Source organism: Candidatus Omnitrophota bacterium (assembly GCA_041653595.1).
Lineage (GTDB): Bacteria > Omnitrophota > Gorgyraeia > Pluralincolimonadales > Pluralincolimonadaceae > Pluralincolimonas.
On record JBAZFB010000001.1, the window covers coordinates 168,018 to 185,650 of the forward strand.

Annotated in this window: 19 protein-coding genes and 1 pseudogene; all 20 read right to left on the reverse strand. The window is 53.1% G+C overall.

Annotated elements, in window-relative coordinates; translation table 11 throughout:
- Positions 1 to 9 precede the first annotated feature (9 nt).
- Positions 10 to 456 (reverse strand): Rrf2 family transcriptional regulator, encoded by a 447-nt coding sequence (locus WC317_00820; GenBank protein ID MFA5338676.1) that lies wholly within the window; start codon positions 454 to 456, stop codon positions 10 to 12.
- Between the two features lie 96 nt (positions 457 to 552).
- Positions 553 to 1,221: a phosphate signaling complex protein PhoU gene (gene phoU / locus WC317_00825; GenBank protein ID MFA5338677.1), complete on the reverse strand. Its 669-nt coding sequence runs from the start codon at positions 1,219 to 1,221 to the stop codon at positions 553 to 555.
- Positions 1,221 to 1,643: an arsenate reductase ArsC gene (locus WC317_00830; protein ID MFA5338678.1), complete on the reverse strand. Its 423-nt coding sequence runs from the start codon at positions 1,641 to 1,643 to the stop codon at positions 1,221 to 1,223. Before WC317_00830 ends, phoU begins: the two co-directional genes overlap by 1 nt.
- Positions 1,644 to 2,408 (reverse strand): phosphate ABC transporter ATP-binding protein PstB, encoded by a 765-nt coding sequence (pstB, locus tag WC317_00835; protein ID MFA5338679.1) that lies wholly within the window; start codon positions 2,406 to 2,408, stop codon positions 1,644 to 1,646.
- Positions 2,401 to 3,252, reverse strand: a complete 852-nt coding sequence (gene pstA / locus WC317_00840; protein MFA5338680.1) for a phosphate ABC transporter permease PstA — start codon at positions 3,250 to 3,252, stop codon at positions 2,401 to 2,403. The genes pstB and pstA overlap by 8 nt, the downstream gene beginning before the upstream one ends.
- Positions 3,249 to 4,133, reverse strand: coding sequence for a phosphate ABC transporter permease subunit PstC (gene pstC, locus WC317_00845; GenBank protein MFA5338681.1), 885 nt, complete (start codon positions 4,131 to 4,133; stop codon positions 3,249 to 3,251). The genes pstA and pstC overlap by 4 nt, the downstream gene beginning before the upstream one ends.
- Before the next feature lie 4 nt (positions 4,134 to 4,137).
- Positions 4,138 to 4,959: a phosphate ABC transporter substrate-binding protein gene (locus WC317_00850; GenBank protein ID MFA5338682.1), complete on the reverse strand. Its 822-nt coding sequence runs from the start codon at positions 4,957 to 4,959 to the stop codon at positions 4,138 to 4,140.
- Positions 4,960 to 4,968: 9 nt separating this feature from the next.
- A complete protein-coding gene (locus WC317_00855) occupies positions 4,969 to 6,273 on the reverse strand; it encodes a putative porin (protein MFA5338683.1) in 1,305 nt (434 codons plus the stop codon).
- A 171-nt stretch (positions 6,274 to 6,444) separates the two neighbouring features.
- Positions 6,445 to 8,214, reverse strand: a complete 1,770-nt coding sequence (locus WC317_00860) for an ATP-binding protein (protein MFA5338684.1) — start codon at positions 8,212 to 8,214, stop codon at positions 6,445 to 6,447.
- Entirely contained in the window at positions 8,204 to 8,899 is a 696-nt protein-coding gene (locus tag WC317_00865; GenBank protein MFA5338685.1) for a response regulator transcription factor, read from the reverse strand. Before WC317_00865 ends, WC317_00860 begins: the two co-directional genes overlap by 11 nt.
- Complete coding sequence (locus WC317_00870; GenBank protein MFA5338686.1) at positions 8,875 to 9,534, reverse strand: HAD family hydrolase; 660 nt, start codon at positions 9,532 to 9,534, stop codon at positions 8,875 to 8,877. The genes WC317_00865 and WC317_00870 overlap by 25 nt, the downstream gene beginning before the upstream one ends.
- On the reverse strand, positions 9,527 to 9,748 hold the full coding sequence (locus WC317_00875) for a DUF167 domain-containing protein (GenBank protein MFA5338687.1): 222 nt from the start codon (positions 9,746 to 9,748) through the stop codon (positions 9,527 to 9,529). Before WC317_00875 ends, WC317_00870 begins: the two co-directional genes overlap by 8 nt.
- A complete protein-coding gene (locus tag WC317_00880; protein MFA5338688.1) occupies positions 9,749 to 10,315 on the reverse strand; it encodes a DUF1318 domain-containing protein in 567 nt (188 codons plus the stop codon).
- Positions 10,316 to 10,327: 12 nt separating this feature from the next.
- Positions 10,328 to 11,191: a hypothetical protein gene (locus tag WC317_00885; GenBank protein ID MFA5338689.1), complete on the reverse strand. Its 864-nt coding sequence runs from the start codon at positions 11,189 to 11,191 to the stop codon at positions 10,328 to 10,330.
- 7 nt (positions 11,192 to 11,198) lie between these two features.
- Complete coding sequence (locus tag WC317_00890) at positions 11,199 to 11,933, reverse strand: hypothetical protein (GenBank protein ID MFA5338690.1); 735 nt, start codon at positions 11,931 to 11,933, stop codon at positions 11,199 to 11,201.
- Entirely contained in the window at positions 11,930 to 12,778 is an 849-nt protein-coding gene (locus WC317_00895; GenBank protein ID MFA5338691.1) for a hypothetical protein, read from the reverse strand. The genes WC317_00890 and WC317_00895 overlap by 4 nt, the downstream gene beginning before the upstream one ends.
- A gap of 51 nt (positions 12,779 to 12,829) precedes the next feature.
- A pseudogene (locus tag WC317_00900) lies at positions 12,830 to 13,513 on the reverse strand (cellobiose phosphorylase).
- A 63-nt stretch (positions 13,514 to 13,576) separates the two neighbouring features.
- The gene (locus WC317_00905) at positions 13,577 to 14,428 is read right to left on the reverse strand and encodes a hypothetical protein (protein MFA5338692.1); all 852 of its coding nucleotides are present in this window, start codon (positions 14,426 to 14,428) and stop codon (positions 13,577 to 13,579) included.
- A complete protein-coding gene (locus tag WC317_00910) occupies positions 14,425 to 15,774 on the reverse strand; it encodes a TrpB-like pyridoxal phosphate-dependent enzyme (protein MFA5338693.1) in 1,350 nt (449 codons plus the stop codon). Before WC317_00910 ends, WC317_00905 begins: the two co-directional genes overlap by 4 nt.
- An 85-nt stretch (positions 15,775 to 15,859) precedes the next feature.
- Positions 15,860 to 17,633 (reverse strand): hypothetical protein (locus tag WC317_00915; GenBank protein MFA5338694.1); only part of this gene is annotated, 1,774 nt, incomplete at its 5' end.

The window sequence follows — 17,633 nt, forward strand, 5'->3', positions numbered from 1 at the left end:
CCTCCTTTTTTAAATTACGTAATTGTACGCTGCTAAAGACCCGTATTTGCTCTTCTGCTTCTCTGCTATATCCTCAAGCGTGACCGATTCCAGTATCCCTAAAAACTTTTCCGATAATTCGCTCCAGATATCCCTCGTTGCGCATGTCTCCGACCGCGCGCATGCGGAGGAATCGCCGACGCACATGACAAATGATATCGGCCCTTCTACCGCAAGCAGTATCTCTTTCAGGGTTATATGAGCCGGCGGCCTGGCCAGGGAATAGCCGCCGTGAGCGCCCCTGACAGATGTTATCAGGCCCGCGTTCTTCAAAGGCGGTACCAAATGCCAGAGGTATTTCTCCGATATCTCTTGTCTCTTTGCGGCATCTTTGAGAAAAACAGGATTGTCTCCATAATGGAGCGCCAGATCCAGCATCAACCGCGTCCCGTACCGTCCTTTTGTCGTCAATTTCATCGGTATCCCCCTCTTCTTTCATTTCCCACTAATTCTATTGAATTGGTGTAATTATATCACCAAAAAAATCTTTGTCAAGTAAAAAAATGTACCCGCCTATTCGAGTTTTTCTGGATGGTGGCGCACGACCTTCGCCTGGACCATGTATATCACGTCTTCGGCGATGTTTGTTGCGTGGTCGCAGATGCGCTCGAGATGGCGGGCTATCAAAAGGAGCGGCACCGCGCGCGGGGCGGTGGATTTATCCTTGGCTATGTAATCGTTTATAAGCTCATCCTGGACAAAATTCCTCAGTTTATCGGCTTCCGGATCCGTAAGGACTACCTTTTTCGCCAATTCTATGTCCCTGTTTACGAAAGCGTCTATCCCCTGCTTTACCATGTTCTGCGCTATGGCGCAAAGCTTCGGTATGTCTACCAGGGGCTTGAGCAACGGCTTATCGACTATTTCAAGGACGCGCTGGGCGATATCGACCGCGAGGTCGGCTATCCTCTCGAGCTCATTGTTAAGCTTCATCGCCGTGGTGATAAACCTGAGGTCTATGGCGATCGGCTGGTGCAGGGCCAGCATTTCAAGACAGCGCTCTTCTATCTCGAGTTCCATCATGTCTATCTGCTTGTCCGAATCGATGACCTTCAGAGCCATGGCCTTGTCCTGCTCTTTGAGGGACTTGACCGAGTTCATTATCGCCTCCTCGGCCAGGGCTCCCATCTTGAGTATCCGGGCATTAAGGTCCTTTAATTCCTCGTCAAAATGCCTCTCCATTATTTATCTCCTGTTTTGCGTTTATCCGCTTCCGCAACTTCAAATATAAGCCTCAACACTTTCTCCTTAATGGTGTCCCTTACCGTCCTGAAAAATTCTATGCTCTTGCCTTTCGGGTCAGGTATGTCCCACTCGATATGCTTCTTAGCCGGCACGAAAGGGCACGTCTCTCTACAGCCCATGGAAATGACATAATCGAAATCCTTGACCGGCAGGTCGTTGAAACCCTTGGACTTCTGCGAAAAGATATCCACCTTCTCTTCCCACATCACTTTTGTCGCGTAGGGGTTTATTTTGCCCGAAGGTTTAGAGCCGGCGCTGTAAGCTTCCAGCACATGGCCGCCAAGGCTACGCGCGAAGCCCTCGGCTATCTGACTGCGGCAGGAATTTTCTATGCACACAAATAAGATTTTTTTCTTCATTTAACCGAACCTCCCTGTTATATAATCTTCTGTCCTTTTGTCTTTCGGGGCGGTGAAGATATTCTGTGTCTTGCCGAATTCTACCAATTCGCCCAGAAGGAAGAACGCGGTGTAGTCCGAGACGCGGGCCGCCTGCTGCATATTGTGGGTCACGATGACTATAGTATAATACTTTTTCAATCCAAGTATAAGTTCTTCTATCTTGCTGGTGGATATGGGATCGAGGCTCGCGCACGGCTCGTCGAACAGCAGCACTTCGGGCTCGACCGCGAGACAGCGCGCGATACAAAGCCTCTGCTGCTGCCCGCCCGATAATTTGAGCGCGTTCTCGTGTATCCTGTCCTTTACCTCGTCCCAGAGCGCCGCCTTTTTGAGCGACTCCTCGACCTTCTTCTCGATAAATCCTTTATCTTTTATCCCGTTGATCCTCAAGCCGTAACTTACGTTATCAAATATGCTTTTGGGGAAGGGGTTCGGCTTCTGGAAGACCATTCCTATGCGCCTTCTTATATCAACGGGGTCCACACACGGGCCGAACATGTCCTCCCCTTCCAGGAATATGTTCCCTTTCAAGACGGTGCCCGGCACAAGCTCATTCATCCGGTTCAAAAGCCTTATAAAAGTGGATTTCCCGCAGCCCGACGGCCCTATTATGGCGGTGACCTGGTTCTTATAGACCTCCAGGCTCACGGAATTCAGCGCCTGCCGGTCCCCATAAAAGAAGTCAACGCCCCTCGCCTCTATTTTGACTATCTGCCTATCCATGGATGACCCTCTGTCTTTGCCGTATGACTATCGCTATAGTAGAGATCAACAAGACCAGGACCAAAAGGATCAAGCCGCATCCGTAGGCGATCGCCGCCTGTTTATCGGGATGGGTCCCTTCGGTCATCAACGCGTAAATATGGTAAGGAAGCGCCATCACTTCCGAAAATACCGAATCGGGATAATGCCGCGTATAAAATGTGGCGGCAGTAAAAAGGATGGGGGCGGTCTCTCCGGCGACACGCCCGATGCTTAATATCACGCCGGTCAAAATACCGGGCAGGGCCGTCGGAAGGACGATCTTTTTTATCGTGTCCCATTTTGTCGCGCCGAGGGCCAGGGACGCTTCCCGTAAAGATTGCGGGACAGCTATAAGCGCCTCCTGCGCCGCGGATATTATCACCGGCAGGGCCAGTATCCCGAGTGTCAGGCTGCCGGATAATATCGAAACTCCGAATTTCATGTATTTTACGAATACCGCGAAACCGAAAAGCCCGAAAACGACCGATGGGACGCCCGCGAGATTGTTTATGCTCATCCTGATAATATTTACCAGGGCGCTTTTCGGGGAATACTCGCAAAGGTATATCGCGCACGCCAGGCCGAGCGGCAATGAGACGAGTATAGCCCCCATCGTAAGATAAAATGTCCCTAATATCGCCGGCGCCACTCCGCCCTCGGTCATCCCGTTTTTAGGGACCTGGGTCAGGAATTCCCACGATATGACCTTTATTCCCCTGGCGGCAATAAAATAGATTATCGCCCCGAGGAAGAACAGGGTGACCGCCATGCAAAGGAAGAGCAGCGCAAAACCTATATTCTGCGTTACCTTGTGTTTTTTCATCCGCCCAACCCCAGTTTTATCCTGAACCTGCGGCTTATAAGTTCGGCGATGATATTAAATACAAAGGTTATAAGGAACAGGACCAGCGCGATCGCGAACAGTGAATGGTAATGCGCGCTGCCCATCGGCGCCTCCCCCATCTCCGCGGCTATGGCCGAGGTCATGGGCCGCACCGGCTCAAAGAACGAATGCGGTATGACGGCTGCGCCGCCCGCTACCATGAGCACCGTCATCGTCTCTCCTATGGCCCTGCTCATCCCGAGTATTATCGCTGTAGATATACCGGAGCCGGCAGCCGGGATCACGACGTTCACAAGCGTCTGCCAGCGGTTCGCGCCCACGGCAAAAGACGCTTCCCTGAAACTTTTCGGGACATAGCTTAACGCGTCCTCGGCGATGCTGCAGACCGTAGGCGTCGCCATTATCCCCAGGGTAAGGCTCGCGGTGAAAGCGCATAATCCCGTAGGAAGGTGGAGTAAATTTTGCAAAAAAGGGGCGATCATCATCATGCCGAAAAACCCGTATACTACCGACGGTATGCTGGCCAGGATCTCGACAAGCGGTTTTAATACCGCCTTCTGCCGGTGGCCTGCCAGTTCGTTCAAGTAAAGGGCGCTGCCTACGCCCAACGGAACGCAGACGAACATGGCGCCTACCGTGACCCAGAACGACGCCAGTATCAAAGGCAGTATCCCGAATTCCGGGGGATCGAACGTGGGATACCACGCCTTGCCGAAGATAAAATCCGCCGGCCTGACCTCTTTAAATACCGGCAGCCCTTCTTTAAAGAGGACGATTATTATGCCGACCAAAAAAATAAGGGAAGAGAAGGCCAGCGCAGTGAAGATCCACTGATAGGCCTTCTCTTTTAACCTAGTCATATTTTTATTTTAACGCAACAAACCCTTCTTCGTCCACTATCTTCTGGCCGTCGTCGCTCATTATAAAATCGATGAACGCTTTGGTCGCGCCCTGCGGTGCGCCGTTCGTGTACATGAACAACGGCCTCGAGAGCGGATATTTGCCCGAAAGGACCGTCTCTTTGGAAGGCTCAACGCCGTTTATGGGTATCGCCTTGACCTCACCGCCCATGTACCCCAGGCCCACATAGCCTATCGCGCCCGGCGTCTTCGCTATGACCGAAGCAACCGCCTGGTTGGAGGCCTGCATCAACGCGTCGGCCCGGACCTTTCGGCCGTCAAGCGCGAGCGCGCCGAAGGCCTCGAAAGTCCCGCTCGAGCTATCGCGCGATACGACCACTATCTTATCGCCTGTGCCTCCCACATCGGGCCATTTAGAGATCGAGCCGGTAAAGATATCTTTCAGCTGCTGCTTAGTCAAAGCGCTCAAGCCGTTGGAACGGTTCACTATTACGGCTATCCCGTCCATCGCTATTACGTTCGCTCTCGGGTTTTTGCCTTTTACCCCGGCCTTTTCCAGCTCGGCGTCTTTCATCGAGCGCGAAGCATTCCCGATATCGCAGGTGCCGTCTATCAATGAAGCGACGCCTACTCCCGAGCCGCCGCCGCGCACCGATATATCCACTGCCGGGTTCTTCGACATAAAGACCTCGGCTGCCTTCTGCGCGATCGGCAGGACCGTAGTCGAACCTTCAAGGACTATCTTGTTAGCGGCCGCGGCAGCAGTGTTCATACAGAAACCCGCCGCAAAGGCCGCAATAACCGCCAACCAAATAACTTTTTTCATTTTTCCTCCTTAGAATTTAATGTTCCAATCTGCCTGGATAACCTGCGCGGGCAGCGTCGAGCTGCCGCTATCTGCCGTCAACCTGGTCAAATTATGCGCGTTGAAATAACTGAGCGTAAGCCAGGAGTTCTTGCTCAACCCAAAATTGAACGCTACATGGTCGCCGGCCGTGTTCGTCCTGCCGCCGTAAAAATCAGAGTCGGGATACATATCGAGGAAAGCGTTCCTCTCGATCATCCTGTGGTCATAGACAAACTGCCACTGGTATTTATCCGCCACCTTCTCGCTCCCGATCTTGAAGCCTGCAATCCAGCCTGTACCCTTGGTACTTGCGCTGAGATTATCCATATACTCGCCGAAGACAGCGAAATACGGGAAGCCCAGGTTATAGCCGAAGAACGGCTCGGAAAAAGCCAGCTCCAGTTTCGGGACTATACTATTATAATCATTCTGGTAAACGATGTCACTGGTGGTCCGTGACTGGTCGGAATTCCTGGCAAGTGTGTTAGTTCCGGGGGAATTGGTTATCTGCGTCATGCCTTTTACTTCGGCCAGCCAGAAATCGACGGTGGATTTCAGCTTGACGTTGTCAAGCACGCTCCAGGAGACGCCCGGCTGGATGACATTCTGCAGCGGGTTCTTTGACTTCGGGAAGGTATCACCCAGATACAGGAACCCGTAGTTCAAAAAAACGTTGGCGCTTGGGTTGACATTGTAGCTCAACTGCAGCGCAACTCCCTCGGGGTTAATATCCCCGTCCACGAGCGCGGTTATAGGTTCCCAGAACGGGTTCTTGAATTTACCGGCCGTAAAAGTGGTATCGACCGGCGCTGTCCAGTGAGGCAGATACTGGCCGTAACCATAGTCCAATATTATGTTCTTGAAGGAAAAACCATCACCCAGCGTTATGTTCGTGGATTTCGGATCGGTGGTCGTTCCGGTAGCTATACCCAAACCTACCCTGAAATCCTCTATGAGCCTCGTCTCTGCGCCGAGCCTCACCCTTATCCTGTCCCTGTTCCTCTCGGTCGCGGTCGTAGTCGCGCTCTTCGCTTTGTCCCACTGGTACCTGTTCCTGAAATCGCCCTTTAACTTGATATCCTGGATCCACTGCGGGATATTCGCCGCCTTGCCCTGCGCTACTTCTTTTCTGGCTTCCTCTTTCGTCTCCGCGAGGACTTGCGCGCCTTCCCCCTGCGTCAAGATGCCCTTGTCGACGAGCTTCTGGACGAGGATCTCCATCTCGCCCGCATAGGAACGGCCGGCCAACGCAACCATACCTATCACGCCTAACAGCAACATCAGCTTTTTCATGCCCTCTCCTCTTTTGTTGGACTTCCGGTTAACATAGCGGTTTTTTAACTTCGAGGAGAGTATAAGATCTGAAGGTTACGGACAAAGGGAGGAATTGTGAACTTTCTGTGAACATAAATTCGGCGCTTTTGCCGAATTTATCCTGAGCGCAGCGAAGGGAAAACCCGCAGGTCAGGCTTTGGGGACGGTGAAGCTGAAGGTCGAGCCGCGGCCCGGTTCCGACTTGACCCACACCTGGCCGCCGTGGGACTGGACGATATGTTTGACTATTGAGAGGCCGAGGCCCGTCCCTCCGAGCTGGCGTGAACGGGCTTTATCGACGCGATAGAACCTCTCGAAAATCCTCGGAAGATCGCTTTGCGGTATTCCGGCGCCGGTATCCGAAATGTCTATCTGCAGATATTTGTCTTTAGGCGAAACTGAGACCTTGACCGAACCGCCGTCGGGCGTATATTTGACCGAGTTATCGAGCAGGTTCAAAAATACCTGCGAAAGCCTGTTCTCATCCGCGAGAACCTTAGGCAGGCCCTCGGGAATATCGAATTCTATCTTAATGGACTTATCCCGGGCTGATTTTTCAAGCACTCCGGCGGAACGCCTTATTATAGGGGCTATCTCCACCGGCATAAAGACCATAGCCATCTTGCCCGATTCTATCTTGGAAAGGTCGAGGAGGTCATCGATGAGCTTCGCCAGCCGGTCGCTCTCGCGGTGGATTATGCCGAGGAACTCCTTCCGGTCTTCCTCTTTCGGCACTCCGCCTATAAGCGTTTCCGAATATCCTTTTATGCTCGAAAGTGGGGTCCTCAACTCGTGCGAAACATTGGCGACAAAATCCTGCCTTACCTTCTCGAGACGGCGCAACTCGGTTATATCATGAAAAACAAATATGGCCCCTTCGCGCTGTTCTTCTTTTATTATCGCGACACCGCTGACTTTAATGAATTTTTCCTCAGGACTGCTTATGCCTATCTCCTCCACCGCTATCCTCTGGCCGCCTTTGAGCACCCTGTCGACGATATCCTGCACGGCGGAATTGCGTATCACCTCCAGGGGGCTCTTCCCCTCGGGCGCCGTATCGATAAAGAACAGCTTCCTGAGCGAAGGGTTCGCCAGGATTATCTTTCCCTTTACGTCGGTCACTATCACGCCTTCTACCATGCCGGAAAGCACCGTCTCGAGTTTCGCCTCGCCCGACCTTACTTTTTCTATCTTGGCCTTTATCTCGTCCGACATATAATTCAATGTCGCGGCAAGGTCGCCTATCTCGTCCCGGGAAACGTTAAATACTTTCCTGGAAAAATCCCCGGATGCCATCGCCTTCGCCGCGGATGAGATATTAGCCAGCGGGCGCGTCACGGCCATGGATATCAGGAAACTCAGGACCAGCGAAGCAAAAAAGACCGTTATGACCCCAACGGCCAGTATCTTCTGCATCCCCGCTTCGAATTCCGCGACTTTTGCGACCGGGATCACCAGGCGCAGTATGGCCGCGGGCTTCTCTTTCCCGACAACCGCGGCGTTATAGAGCATATACTTCTTTAAGGTATAGCTATAACGCTGGCTGATGCCGAAACCCTCTTTCAGCGCCTGTTGGACCTCGGGGCGGCTTAAATGGTTCTCCAGTTTCGGGAGGTCTTCCCTTTTTACTTCAGAATCGCCGAGCACGGTCCCGTCCGGCGCGATTATCGTAACCCTGACGCCGAGGTCCGCTCCTATCCTGTTTGCCAGGTCAACGGTGTCCGCGGCCGCGGGTTTCCTGCTGAACTCGCTCTCCAGATAATCTTTGCTTAAAAAGAGTTCTTTTTTCAGGTTGCTCTCGATATCTCTCAGGAGGAAAGATTTCAGGTGGGAATTAAAATATATGTAGGCCGCCGCGAGAATAAAAACAGCGAGCAGGCAGAAGATCGCCGTCAGTTTCCACTGGAGCTTAATCCTCATCGCCTTCCCTGCATCTGTAGCCTAGCCCCCTTACGGTTTCCAGCAGTTCCCCGGCCTTGCCCAATTTTTCCCTTAATCTCTTGATGTGGGTATCGATCGTGCGCGTATCGACATCGGCGGCAATATCCCAGACGTCGGTCAACAGCTGTTCGCGTGACTGGACGCGGCCCTGCCGCTCGACTAATGTCGCGAGCAGCTTGAATTCCATGGGGGTGAGCTCGACCTCTTTCTTCTTCACGGTCACTTTATGCTTCTCTATATCTATTACCAGGTCCCCGGCGTTAATAATATTTTTTTGGGCGGTTTCGGGCTTGCCGCGCTTCAGGATGGCTTTCACCCTCAGGACAAGCTCGCGCGGGCTGAAGGGCTTTACGATATAATCGTCGGCGCCTAATTCAAGGCCGACCACCCTGTCGACCTCCTCACCTTTCGCCGTGACCATTATGACCGGGATATTTTTGAGCTTGGGGTCCTGCTTTATCGAACGGCATACGTCAAATCCGTTTATCTTAGGGAGCATTATGTCGAGGATTATGAGGTCCGGGAAAAATCTTTTAAGGTGCTCGAGCGCCTCCTCGCCGTTAGGCACGGCGAAAGCGTCGAACCCCTCCTTCTCAAGATTGAACTTGATGAGCTTGGAGATGTTCTTGTCGTCTTCTACTATGAGGATCTCTTTTTTCTGCATTTTTTGCTTACCCGTAAAAGGTCCGGGAGTTTATCGGCTATCCCGCATGGCCGGGCCTTCTTCAATTCCGAATGTGACGAAGAACCGCCTAGGACCGCCACAACTTTTACGCCCGCGTTATGGCCGGCATGGACGTCGACGGTCATGTCCCCGACGTAAAGCGCCTCGGATTTTTTTACGCCCAGTTTTTTCAATATCTTCGGTATCAGGAAAGGTTTTGGTTTTATCTCGGTTTTATCTTTCGCGCACGCGATAGCATCGAAATATTTGACGAGGTCGAGGTGCTTCAACAGTATCATGCTGAACTTAGGCGGCCTGTTGCTTGCAACCGCAAGTTTATAACCTTTGTTTTTGAGGCCGCGCAACAGCTGCCTCGCCCCGGGTATGACCTTCGAATACCTCAAAAGCGCTTTCTCGTGATGCGCGCGATAGAGCTTTAGCCCTTCCTTAACATCTTTCTTCTCGACGAAATATTCAATGAAATTCTTGTCGCCGTGGCCGACTGCCCTGCGCACGACCGGCAACTTCGCCTTCGGATACCCGAGTTTTACCAGGGTATAATTCAGGCTCTTCTCGATCGCGGTATACGCGTCGACTATCGTCCCGTCTATATCGAATATTATCAGCTTAAACATCTATTTCGAATATCTTCTGTTTGGAGGTATGCCCCTTGATGAGGTTTACTTTTGATTTCGCGATATCAAAATGCCCGGCGAGGGCTTTTATGACCGCCTCGTTCGCTTTCCCGTCGGCGGGTTTTGCCCTCACCCATACCGAATAATCACTGCCGCCCGTCTTTTCGACCTTCTCCCGGCTGGAGCCGGCCTTGACTTTGACGCTTATCTTCAATTACTTATTCTTCCACTCATACGAGCCGGACGCGTTCATCACCTCGATGGGCGTCCCCGCAGGAGCGTCGTTCTGCAGGCGCTGCGCGTAAAGTTTCTGCACATCTCCGAGAGGCGCGCCGTTCTTCTGCGATATCTCTTTGTATATCGTCATCCTGTCGGCATTTTCCGCGCTGATAAAGTCCGCGGGAGCTCCGCTTCCCTTCGCCTCGACCATGCCGGACCTATTCTCGCCTATAACGCCTTTTCCCTCGAGCGATGAAAGTTCCGCGTACCTGCCCTTACGCCTTGCCGCCGCCTGCTGCACTTCCGGCGATAAAGATTCCTCGGCATAAGCATTGACCATGAGGAAATTCAATTTCATGCCGCCTTCCGGTTTCGGCGCGGCCTTGCCGGATACCGCGTTCTCGATAGCATCGATGTCGTTTGTCACATGTTGGTACACATCGAGCCGCATGGTCACATCGACCTTTATCGCTTCTTTCGGCGCCTTGACCTGCATGCTCATGCATCCCGTACCCAAAAACACGGCCAGCGAGGCCGCCAAGACTGCTATTCCTTTTTTCATCTTTTCCTCTCCTTAAAATCCGTGCAACGCGACCGTAACGTCCCTTTTCCCTTTCGCCCCTTCCAGGATCACATGCAGGAGTATCGAATCCTCGCTCCTGGATATCCCAAGCGTCCCTTTCGTGAAGTCATAATTCCCGAAACTATCCTCGATAAGCGAAAGCGGCTGTTTCGTGTTATCCGCGAGCCTTTTGAGGATCTCCTTGTCGGTTATGACCAGCGAGCCTCCCGGCGCCGCGGTCGAAAAATCCCCTTTTATATCGGTGATATCCTCCTGCTCGCCGCGCAGCGTGATCGCGCCGCTCATAATGCCTTTCATCTCCACGCGGCCTTCGGCATTCAACCCTTTCGGCAGCAAAGCAAGGTCGATCCCCCCGGCTTCGATCTTCGCGTCGTAGACTATCGTCTTGCCTATTGCCATATTTCCGCCCGCGACGGCATTAAGCTTCCAGTCGGCCGTATTCAGTTCCACTGCCATGCCCGTTATGACGAGCGACCTGACCACAAAAGCCTTCCCGGGTTTGAGGGCCGGATATTCGATAATGTCGCGTAATTTTTTTCCCGGAGAGTTGAATTCCAAAGAGCCGCCCTTGACGGCTATCTCGGGTATTATCCTCGTAAATAACGAAAGCGGCGAAAATCTTATCTCTACCTGCTTGATACGGTAGCGCAGGGTATCGCCTTTCTTTATGTCGATCCCGGTGATAGCGACCGTATTCGCGCTCCTGAGTCCGGCGTTCCCGATCGAAACATCATATCCGGGAAACGCGCTTTTGATCTGCCCGACGGCGATATTGACTAACAGGGGCCTGCCGAACAACCACAGGCCCAGCAAGATCACCGGGATAACCGCGAAGAAAACTGATTTCCGTCTCATCTGTCTTTCATAATCCGCTCAAGGGAAAGATCAGGTCTTTCTTGACCTTCGCGCCTTCGAGCGTAACATGGGACGATAGCGACCCCTGCTTGCCCGAGATCTGCAAGGAGCCTTTCGTCAAATCGAAATCTTTCAGGTCCTCGATGGCAGCCGGAGGTTGTTTGGCGGCCTCAGAAAGCTTCTTGAGGAACGCCCCGTCCCTAATGGCTAATTTCCCGGTCGACGCGATCGTCCGGAAATTGGCTTCGATCTCCGTCCCGCCGGCCGGCGTCTTGCGTATCTCTATATTCCCGTCAACCGTAACGTCTGTTTCCCAGTCGGACGTATTCAGGACCAGGTTCAGGTTCGATATTATAACGGACTTCGCCGTAAAACCTTTCCCCGGCTTAAATGCCGGATACCCGGCGGCATCCTTGAGTTTTTTATCCCGGGAATCGACTTCCAGGCGGGCATTTTTTACGACGATCTCCGGAAACTTCTTTGTAAACAGCGAAAGCGGCGAAAATCTTACCTCCAATGCTTTTATCCTGCAGGAGAAGGTGTCTCCTTTCTTCGCGCTGATGCCGGTTATGGCGATCATGTCGGCGCTCCTCACCTCGGTGCTGCCGATCGAGACATCGCAGCCGGGAAACGCATCCTTGATCTCGCTGACAGCCATACCGGCTATCAAAGACCTGCCGAATAATCCGGCCCCAAACACGACCGCCAGTATGACCGCGAAAATAACAAATTCCCGTCTCATCTTTTAAATATATGCCTTACGGCCTTACCTTTCAGGTTATACTTCACTTCGATATCCCCGCCGTGGAAATCTTCCGGGACAAGTTTGGGCCTCAACGCGGCTTTCCCGAAATTGAATTTTACGCCGAGGACCTCGTCTATCAGCGTATAGATATACCAGCTCGCCGAACCGGTCAGGTAAAAATAAAGCCCCCGGCCCTCGTTGTTGAAATATTCCGGTATCATGGGGTATATCCGGGCCGCCTCGCCCGTCGACATCTTATAGATGGAATCGAAGACCTCGCGCCCTTCCTTAATGAAACCTCTTTTATACAGGGCATTCGCCAGCATCACGTTCATGTGGTTGAAGAACGCCCCGTTCTCCTTGTCGCCGTAGGCGAACCCGAACGCGCGGCCGAGGTCCATATATACCGTCCTGAAATCGGTCCCGAGGCGGAACCCGCCGAGTTTCGGGTCCTTAAGGTATTTTTTGATCGATTGCCACATTTTCCTTACCTGGCTGTCGGTCGCGCAGCCGCTCATTATCGCGAAAACCTGGGAAGCGAGCTTCATGCGCACTCCGTCGCTAAATTTCCCCCGCTGAAGCGGGACCTTGCCCTCCACGCGGCGGCCCTTGTTATCATAGTAGCCGTTGAAAAAGCCCGCACCCTCAAGCCATTCCTTTTTCCTTAACCACACAAAGAGATGGTCGGCTTTCTTGTTCAGGTCCGCGATCAGGTCGTCTATATCAATTTCGACCGTCTCGCCGGTGATGACCTTGATGGATTCGAGGTATTCCTCGAGCCGCCTCTGTTTTTCTTTATAATCATCGTAATCGACCGGCGTGCCCAGGTTATCGAGCAGCATCAGGAATTCCGTCAATAACCTTACGCTCTTGTGCCTCTTCTTTATCTCTTCGAGGATGACGCAGATGTCCCGCAGGTTATGCGCGTACATAAAGCTGAAGGTCACGCTCTCGCCCCTGTCCGATGCCATGTCGAGCCCGTCGTTCCAGTCGGCGTTCTCGAGGCGTATGACGTTATGTTCGCCGACGTTGAAGAACTGGACGACGTTCTGGACGAGGATATGCTCGAGGACACTGCCCCTGTATATCCTCCCGGAATTGTCGCGCTGGATGAAATCCGGCTGGTTGAAATCCTTATCTATAAATTTGGCGCGTTTGAGCTGGTGGTCCCTGAAATATTCTGCCTTATTCAGCATGAAACCGGAGTCACCCGTCTTCTGGATATAAAGGCGGGCCGTAAGGTACGGCCAGATCCCGTGGTCCATCCAGACGCGGCTTATCCTGTTGCGGTCGGCGATGAACCTTCCGTCTTTGGCGATGAGCGTCGCGTTCGAGCCGTCGAGCCGCACGCCGCGGAAACTGTCGAATATAAAATCCCTCGCCTTCTCCGGCTCGGTCAGCAAAAGCGTCAGCGCGTCCTGCCAGATATCGCGCCAGCCGCGGCCGCCCTTGCCGTAATCGTAGTGCGGCAGGAACGAGTTGCCGAATAATTTCCTGAGGGTCGGCTGCATCTTGACCCACAGCAGCCAGTTGTTAAAATCGCCGTCGTTGAAATCGAATTCGAGTTTCGAAAGGTATTGCCGCCAGTATCTCTTCGTCGCCTCGAGGCTTCTTTCGACCTTTGCGGGCGAATTAACGCCTTAGAATGACCTATTTATATTCTTCCTGTCATCGTCGATGCCCATCACGAGGATGTAATCGACCTTCCCGCCTTTTTTCAGTTTCTTGCGGTTGAACCTGAACGCGGCGCACGCCTCTTTCCCGTCGAATTCCGGGAGCTTTTTCGCGGCGGGCTTCACGTATTTCTCTGTCGCGTCGGGGAATATCAGGTCGCCCTCGCCGCAGAACATACCTATCGTCGGGAATTGCCCTGCCGGCGCCTTGCCGTTATCCTCGCAGCCGAATACGGAATAATCCGTCTTGTTCTCGGTGTGGCCCATCTCGTCGAATATCATCGTCGGCTTGAGGGATATGCCGTACCTGTCGAGGTGGACGCGGTTCAAAAGCGAGCTCACGTGCCTGTGGTCGCGGATATTCTTCTCGCTGCGGCCGTATAACGGGATAAAAGACGTCGGCGTTATCTCGACCTCTTTGCCTCTTTTATTTGTGACGCGGACGCGCATGACCTCTACGGCCGTATTGAACGGGATAAAATTCAGCGCCTCTATTTCGAGGCCGTGGGCCTTTTTAGTGACCTTATGGTACAGGAAACCCGCCTCGACTATATCGTCGTGCGGATACGAGAGCCGTATTATCTCATTCCCTACTTTGATGAAAAAATCGCGGCGGCAGAAGAGGTTGTTGCGGACGTCCTCGATGCTCGCCGGCGGCGTAAGGAAATGGTCGTTGTCGCGCTTTATGTCCCCGCCGAGGTTGGGGCTTATCGAAGATAGCAGCTTCCCGTCTTTGTCAGCCAGCGGGAAATACAGGTTATACTTGTGCGGGTCTTTTACGGTGAACGTGCCTTTATCGTCGATGAATTTATATATCATTCGTTGCCGATCCCCGGTATTTTCTTGATCGCCTCTTTGATCTTCTCTTCGGGATGCTCGTAGTCCTCGAGCTTGCCGTCGAGGTAGGCGTCGTAGGCGGAGAGGTCGAAATGGCCGTGGCCGCTGTAATTGAAGACGATGCATTTGCCGTCGTTCTTCTTCGCCTCGTCGATGACGCAGCGTATCGCGTGCGCCGTCTCAGGCGCGGGCAGGAACCCTTCTATCCTCGCCCACATCACAGCCGCCTCGAAGACCGGGTTCTGCGAATATGCCCGTGCCTCTATCACTTTCTTCTTCGCCAACAGCGATACCTCGGGCGCCATGCCGTGATACCTCAACCCGCCGGCGTGTATCCCGGCCGGCACGAAACTGTGGCCCAGCGTATACATCTTCACCAGCGGCGTAAGCTTCCCGGTATCTCCGAAATCATACAGGTACTCGCCCTTCGTTAACGTCGGGCAGGCGGTCGGCTCGACCGCGATAAACCTTATATCCTTCCCCTTTAATTTATCAGGCACGAACGGGAACGCGAAGCCGGCGAAATTGCTGCCGCCGCCGACGCACGCTATCATCGTGTCCGGTTTCTCGCCTATCATCTCGAGCTGCTTCTTCGTCTCAAGCCCGATGACAGACTGGTGCGTAAGCACGTGGTTCAATACGCTGCCGAGGGAATATTTTGTGTCTTCATGTGTGGCCGCGTCCTCGACGGCTTCGGAGATCGCGATACCCAAACTGCCCGGTGTCTCCGGGTCGTCGGCCAAAGCCGCTTTTCCGGAATTCGTCTTCATTGTCGGCGACGGGAATATCTCCGCGCCCCAGACGCGCATCAAAGACTTGCGGTAAGGCTTCTGGTAATAACTGGCTTTGACCATATAGACCGTGCATTTCAGGCCGAGGATGTTGCAGGCGAACGATAGCGCCGAACCCCACTGTCCCGCGCCTGTCTCGGTCGATATGCGCTTTACGCCCTCTTTTTTATTGTAATATGCCTGGGCGATGGCCGTGTTCAATTTGTGGCTGCCGGCCGGCGATACGCTTTCATCCTTATAATAAATGCGGCAATTCGTCTTGAGGGCCTTCTCGAGGCGGACCGCCCTTTTAAGCGGCGTCGGCCTGTAAATTTTATATACGTCAAGGACTTCGTCAGGGATATCTATCCAGCGCTGCTGGCTCATCTCCTGCTCTATCAGGGCCATCGGGAATATCGGCGCCAGGTCGGCCGGCCCGAGCGGTTTCCCGGTCCCGGGATTCAACGGCGGCGGCAATTGTTCGGGCAGGTCAGGCGCGATGTTATACCAGGCTTTTGGGATGTCATTCAACGACAAAATAACTCTGTCCTTGTCCATCACAGGTCTCCTTTTATGGCGGGTTTTGAATATTTTAACACATAATTATGGCGACAGTATACTTAATTCCCAAATGAAATGTCCCCTAATACAGGGTCACCTCATAGATGTCGCATTCGCCGGCGCCGGTGTTACCCGGGAAATAGAGGTCGATGTTGCGGACGGCCTGGAGGTCGAGCGTCTTGTTGCCGCTCTGGTTGCCGTACATATTCCTGATGGTGAGTCCGTCGAACGGGAATTCGTATGTCTCGACCTTGCCCGTTCCGTCATTAGATTCCGAACCGAAACTCTCGCCGTCGGCGCCGTTGACGCCGCCATAATTCACTTTCCCGAGATCGTCCACGCCGGATTCATTGATGAAGAGCGAGAACGGCATGCCCTCGGTCAGGGACATCTTTATCCTGATACCCTTGAAGCCCTGGAGATCGAAAGAGCCGTCGTCGTTGACGGTCTTGACCTGGCAAGGTATGCCGAAACCGCAGCCCCAGCCGGTGCCGGTATCTATAACGCATTTCAAATATCCCTTGCTGAACTTTATCCCGGCCGTTGTCGAGGCATCCGCCCAGGCGCTTAATTTTTTCGCATTGATGCTCATGACATCGCAGAAAGGAGCGCTTTCGCGTTTGACATCCTTATTATTCACCTTAGCGTATCCGCTCGTCTTGACCAATTCAGCGGGATAAGGAACGGCAGATTTTTTATGGACGGCATCGGCTGCCGCATTTGTCTTCTTCATCTCGTCGGCCAGCAACTCGTATTCGTTATCATGGATGTCGACGATCCCGTAATCGCTGTTCTCGCCGTCGAAGCTGCGGCCCTGCGGCGACTCGTCGAAGTACTGGAACCAGTGGTAACCGGCGAGGTACGGGAATTCCATCATCTGCGTCACGTATTTGTTGAAACCTTCTGCCCTGTCCTGCTGGGTCTTGACCGTGACGTCGGCGCCTTTCGTGTTCTTGTCGCCGCTGTTGTTCTCCATCGCCCTGTAGGAGAACTCGGTTATCATGACAGGTCTCTGCCCGAGGAGATAGAAATTATCCAGCAGCGCTTTATCGACCTTCATATTCTTGCAATAGTAATTGAGCGACACCACGTCGCAATATTTCCCGCACGCCTTCACCACCTCGTCCGGGGCGTTGCCGGCGAAACGGACGCCGAGTATCAGGTGGTTCGGGTCGTACTTTTTAATGAACCCGCATACTGTGGAAAAGTACCGTTCGGCGACAATGCCGGCAAAAAGTTCCCGCGCTTCCTTCGCCGCGGCGCCGCGCACGCGCATGAATTCATCGATAGTTTTGCCGTATTTATCCTTTAAAAATGCGGTTAGCATGGTCCTGCCCGGCGCGTTCTCCGAAAGTTTGGCATATTCATCAAGCAGTGTAGGCGCATGGCCGGTATACCAGCCGTAATCCCCGTACCACGGCAGTTCATTTTCTATAAAATATCCCAACAGGTATTTCGCGTCCGCGAACCGCCTGCATCTGCCCGCGACGCTCTGCTCGGCCCTCTCGTCGAACAGCGGGTCAAAAACATCGACGAGCCTGTGGTCGGTGGTAGACGGTACGCCAAGCATGACGGTAAAAGGCATATCGTAATAGAACGCGGCCGGGTCGGACCAGGACCCTATTGTGTTAAAATTTAATTTCTTGAGGCGTTTTATAACGCTCACGGCCCACTCCCCGTTGTCCTTATACTTCGACGATACGTCATAATATTCGGAATTCGGGAGCACCGCGCCATCCTTGCTCAGGACCGCATTGACCCCTTTCGAGATGAACCGCTCACCGCTTGGCCCGAACAACCAGTATTTGCCTTTCTCCTGCTTGACGGTAAAGAAGGTCTTTCCCTTCGGTATCGAC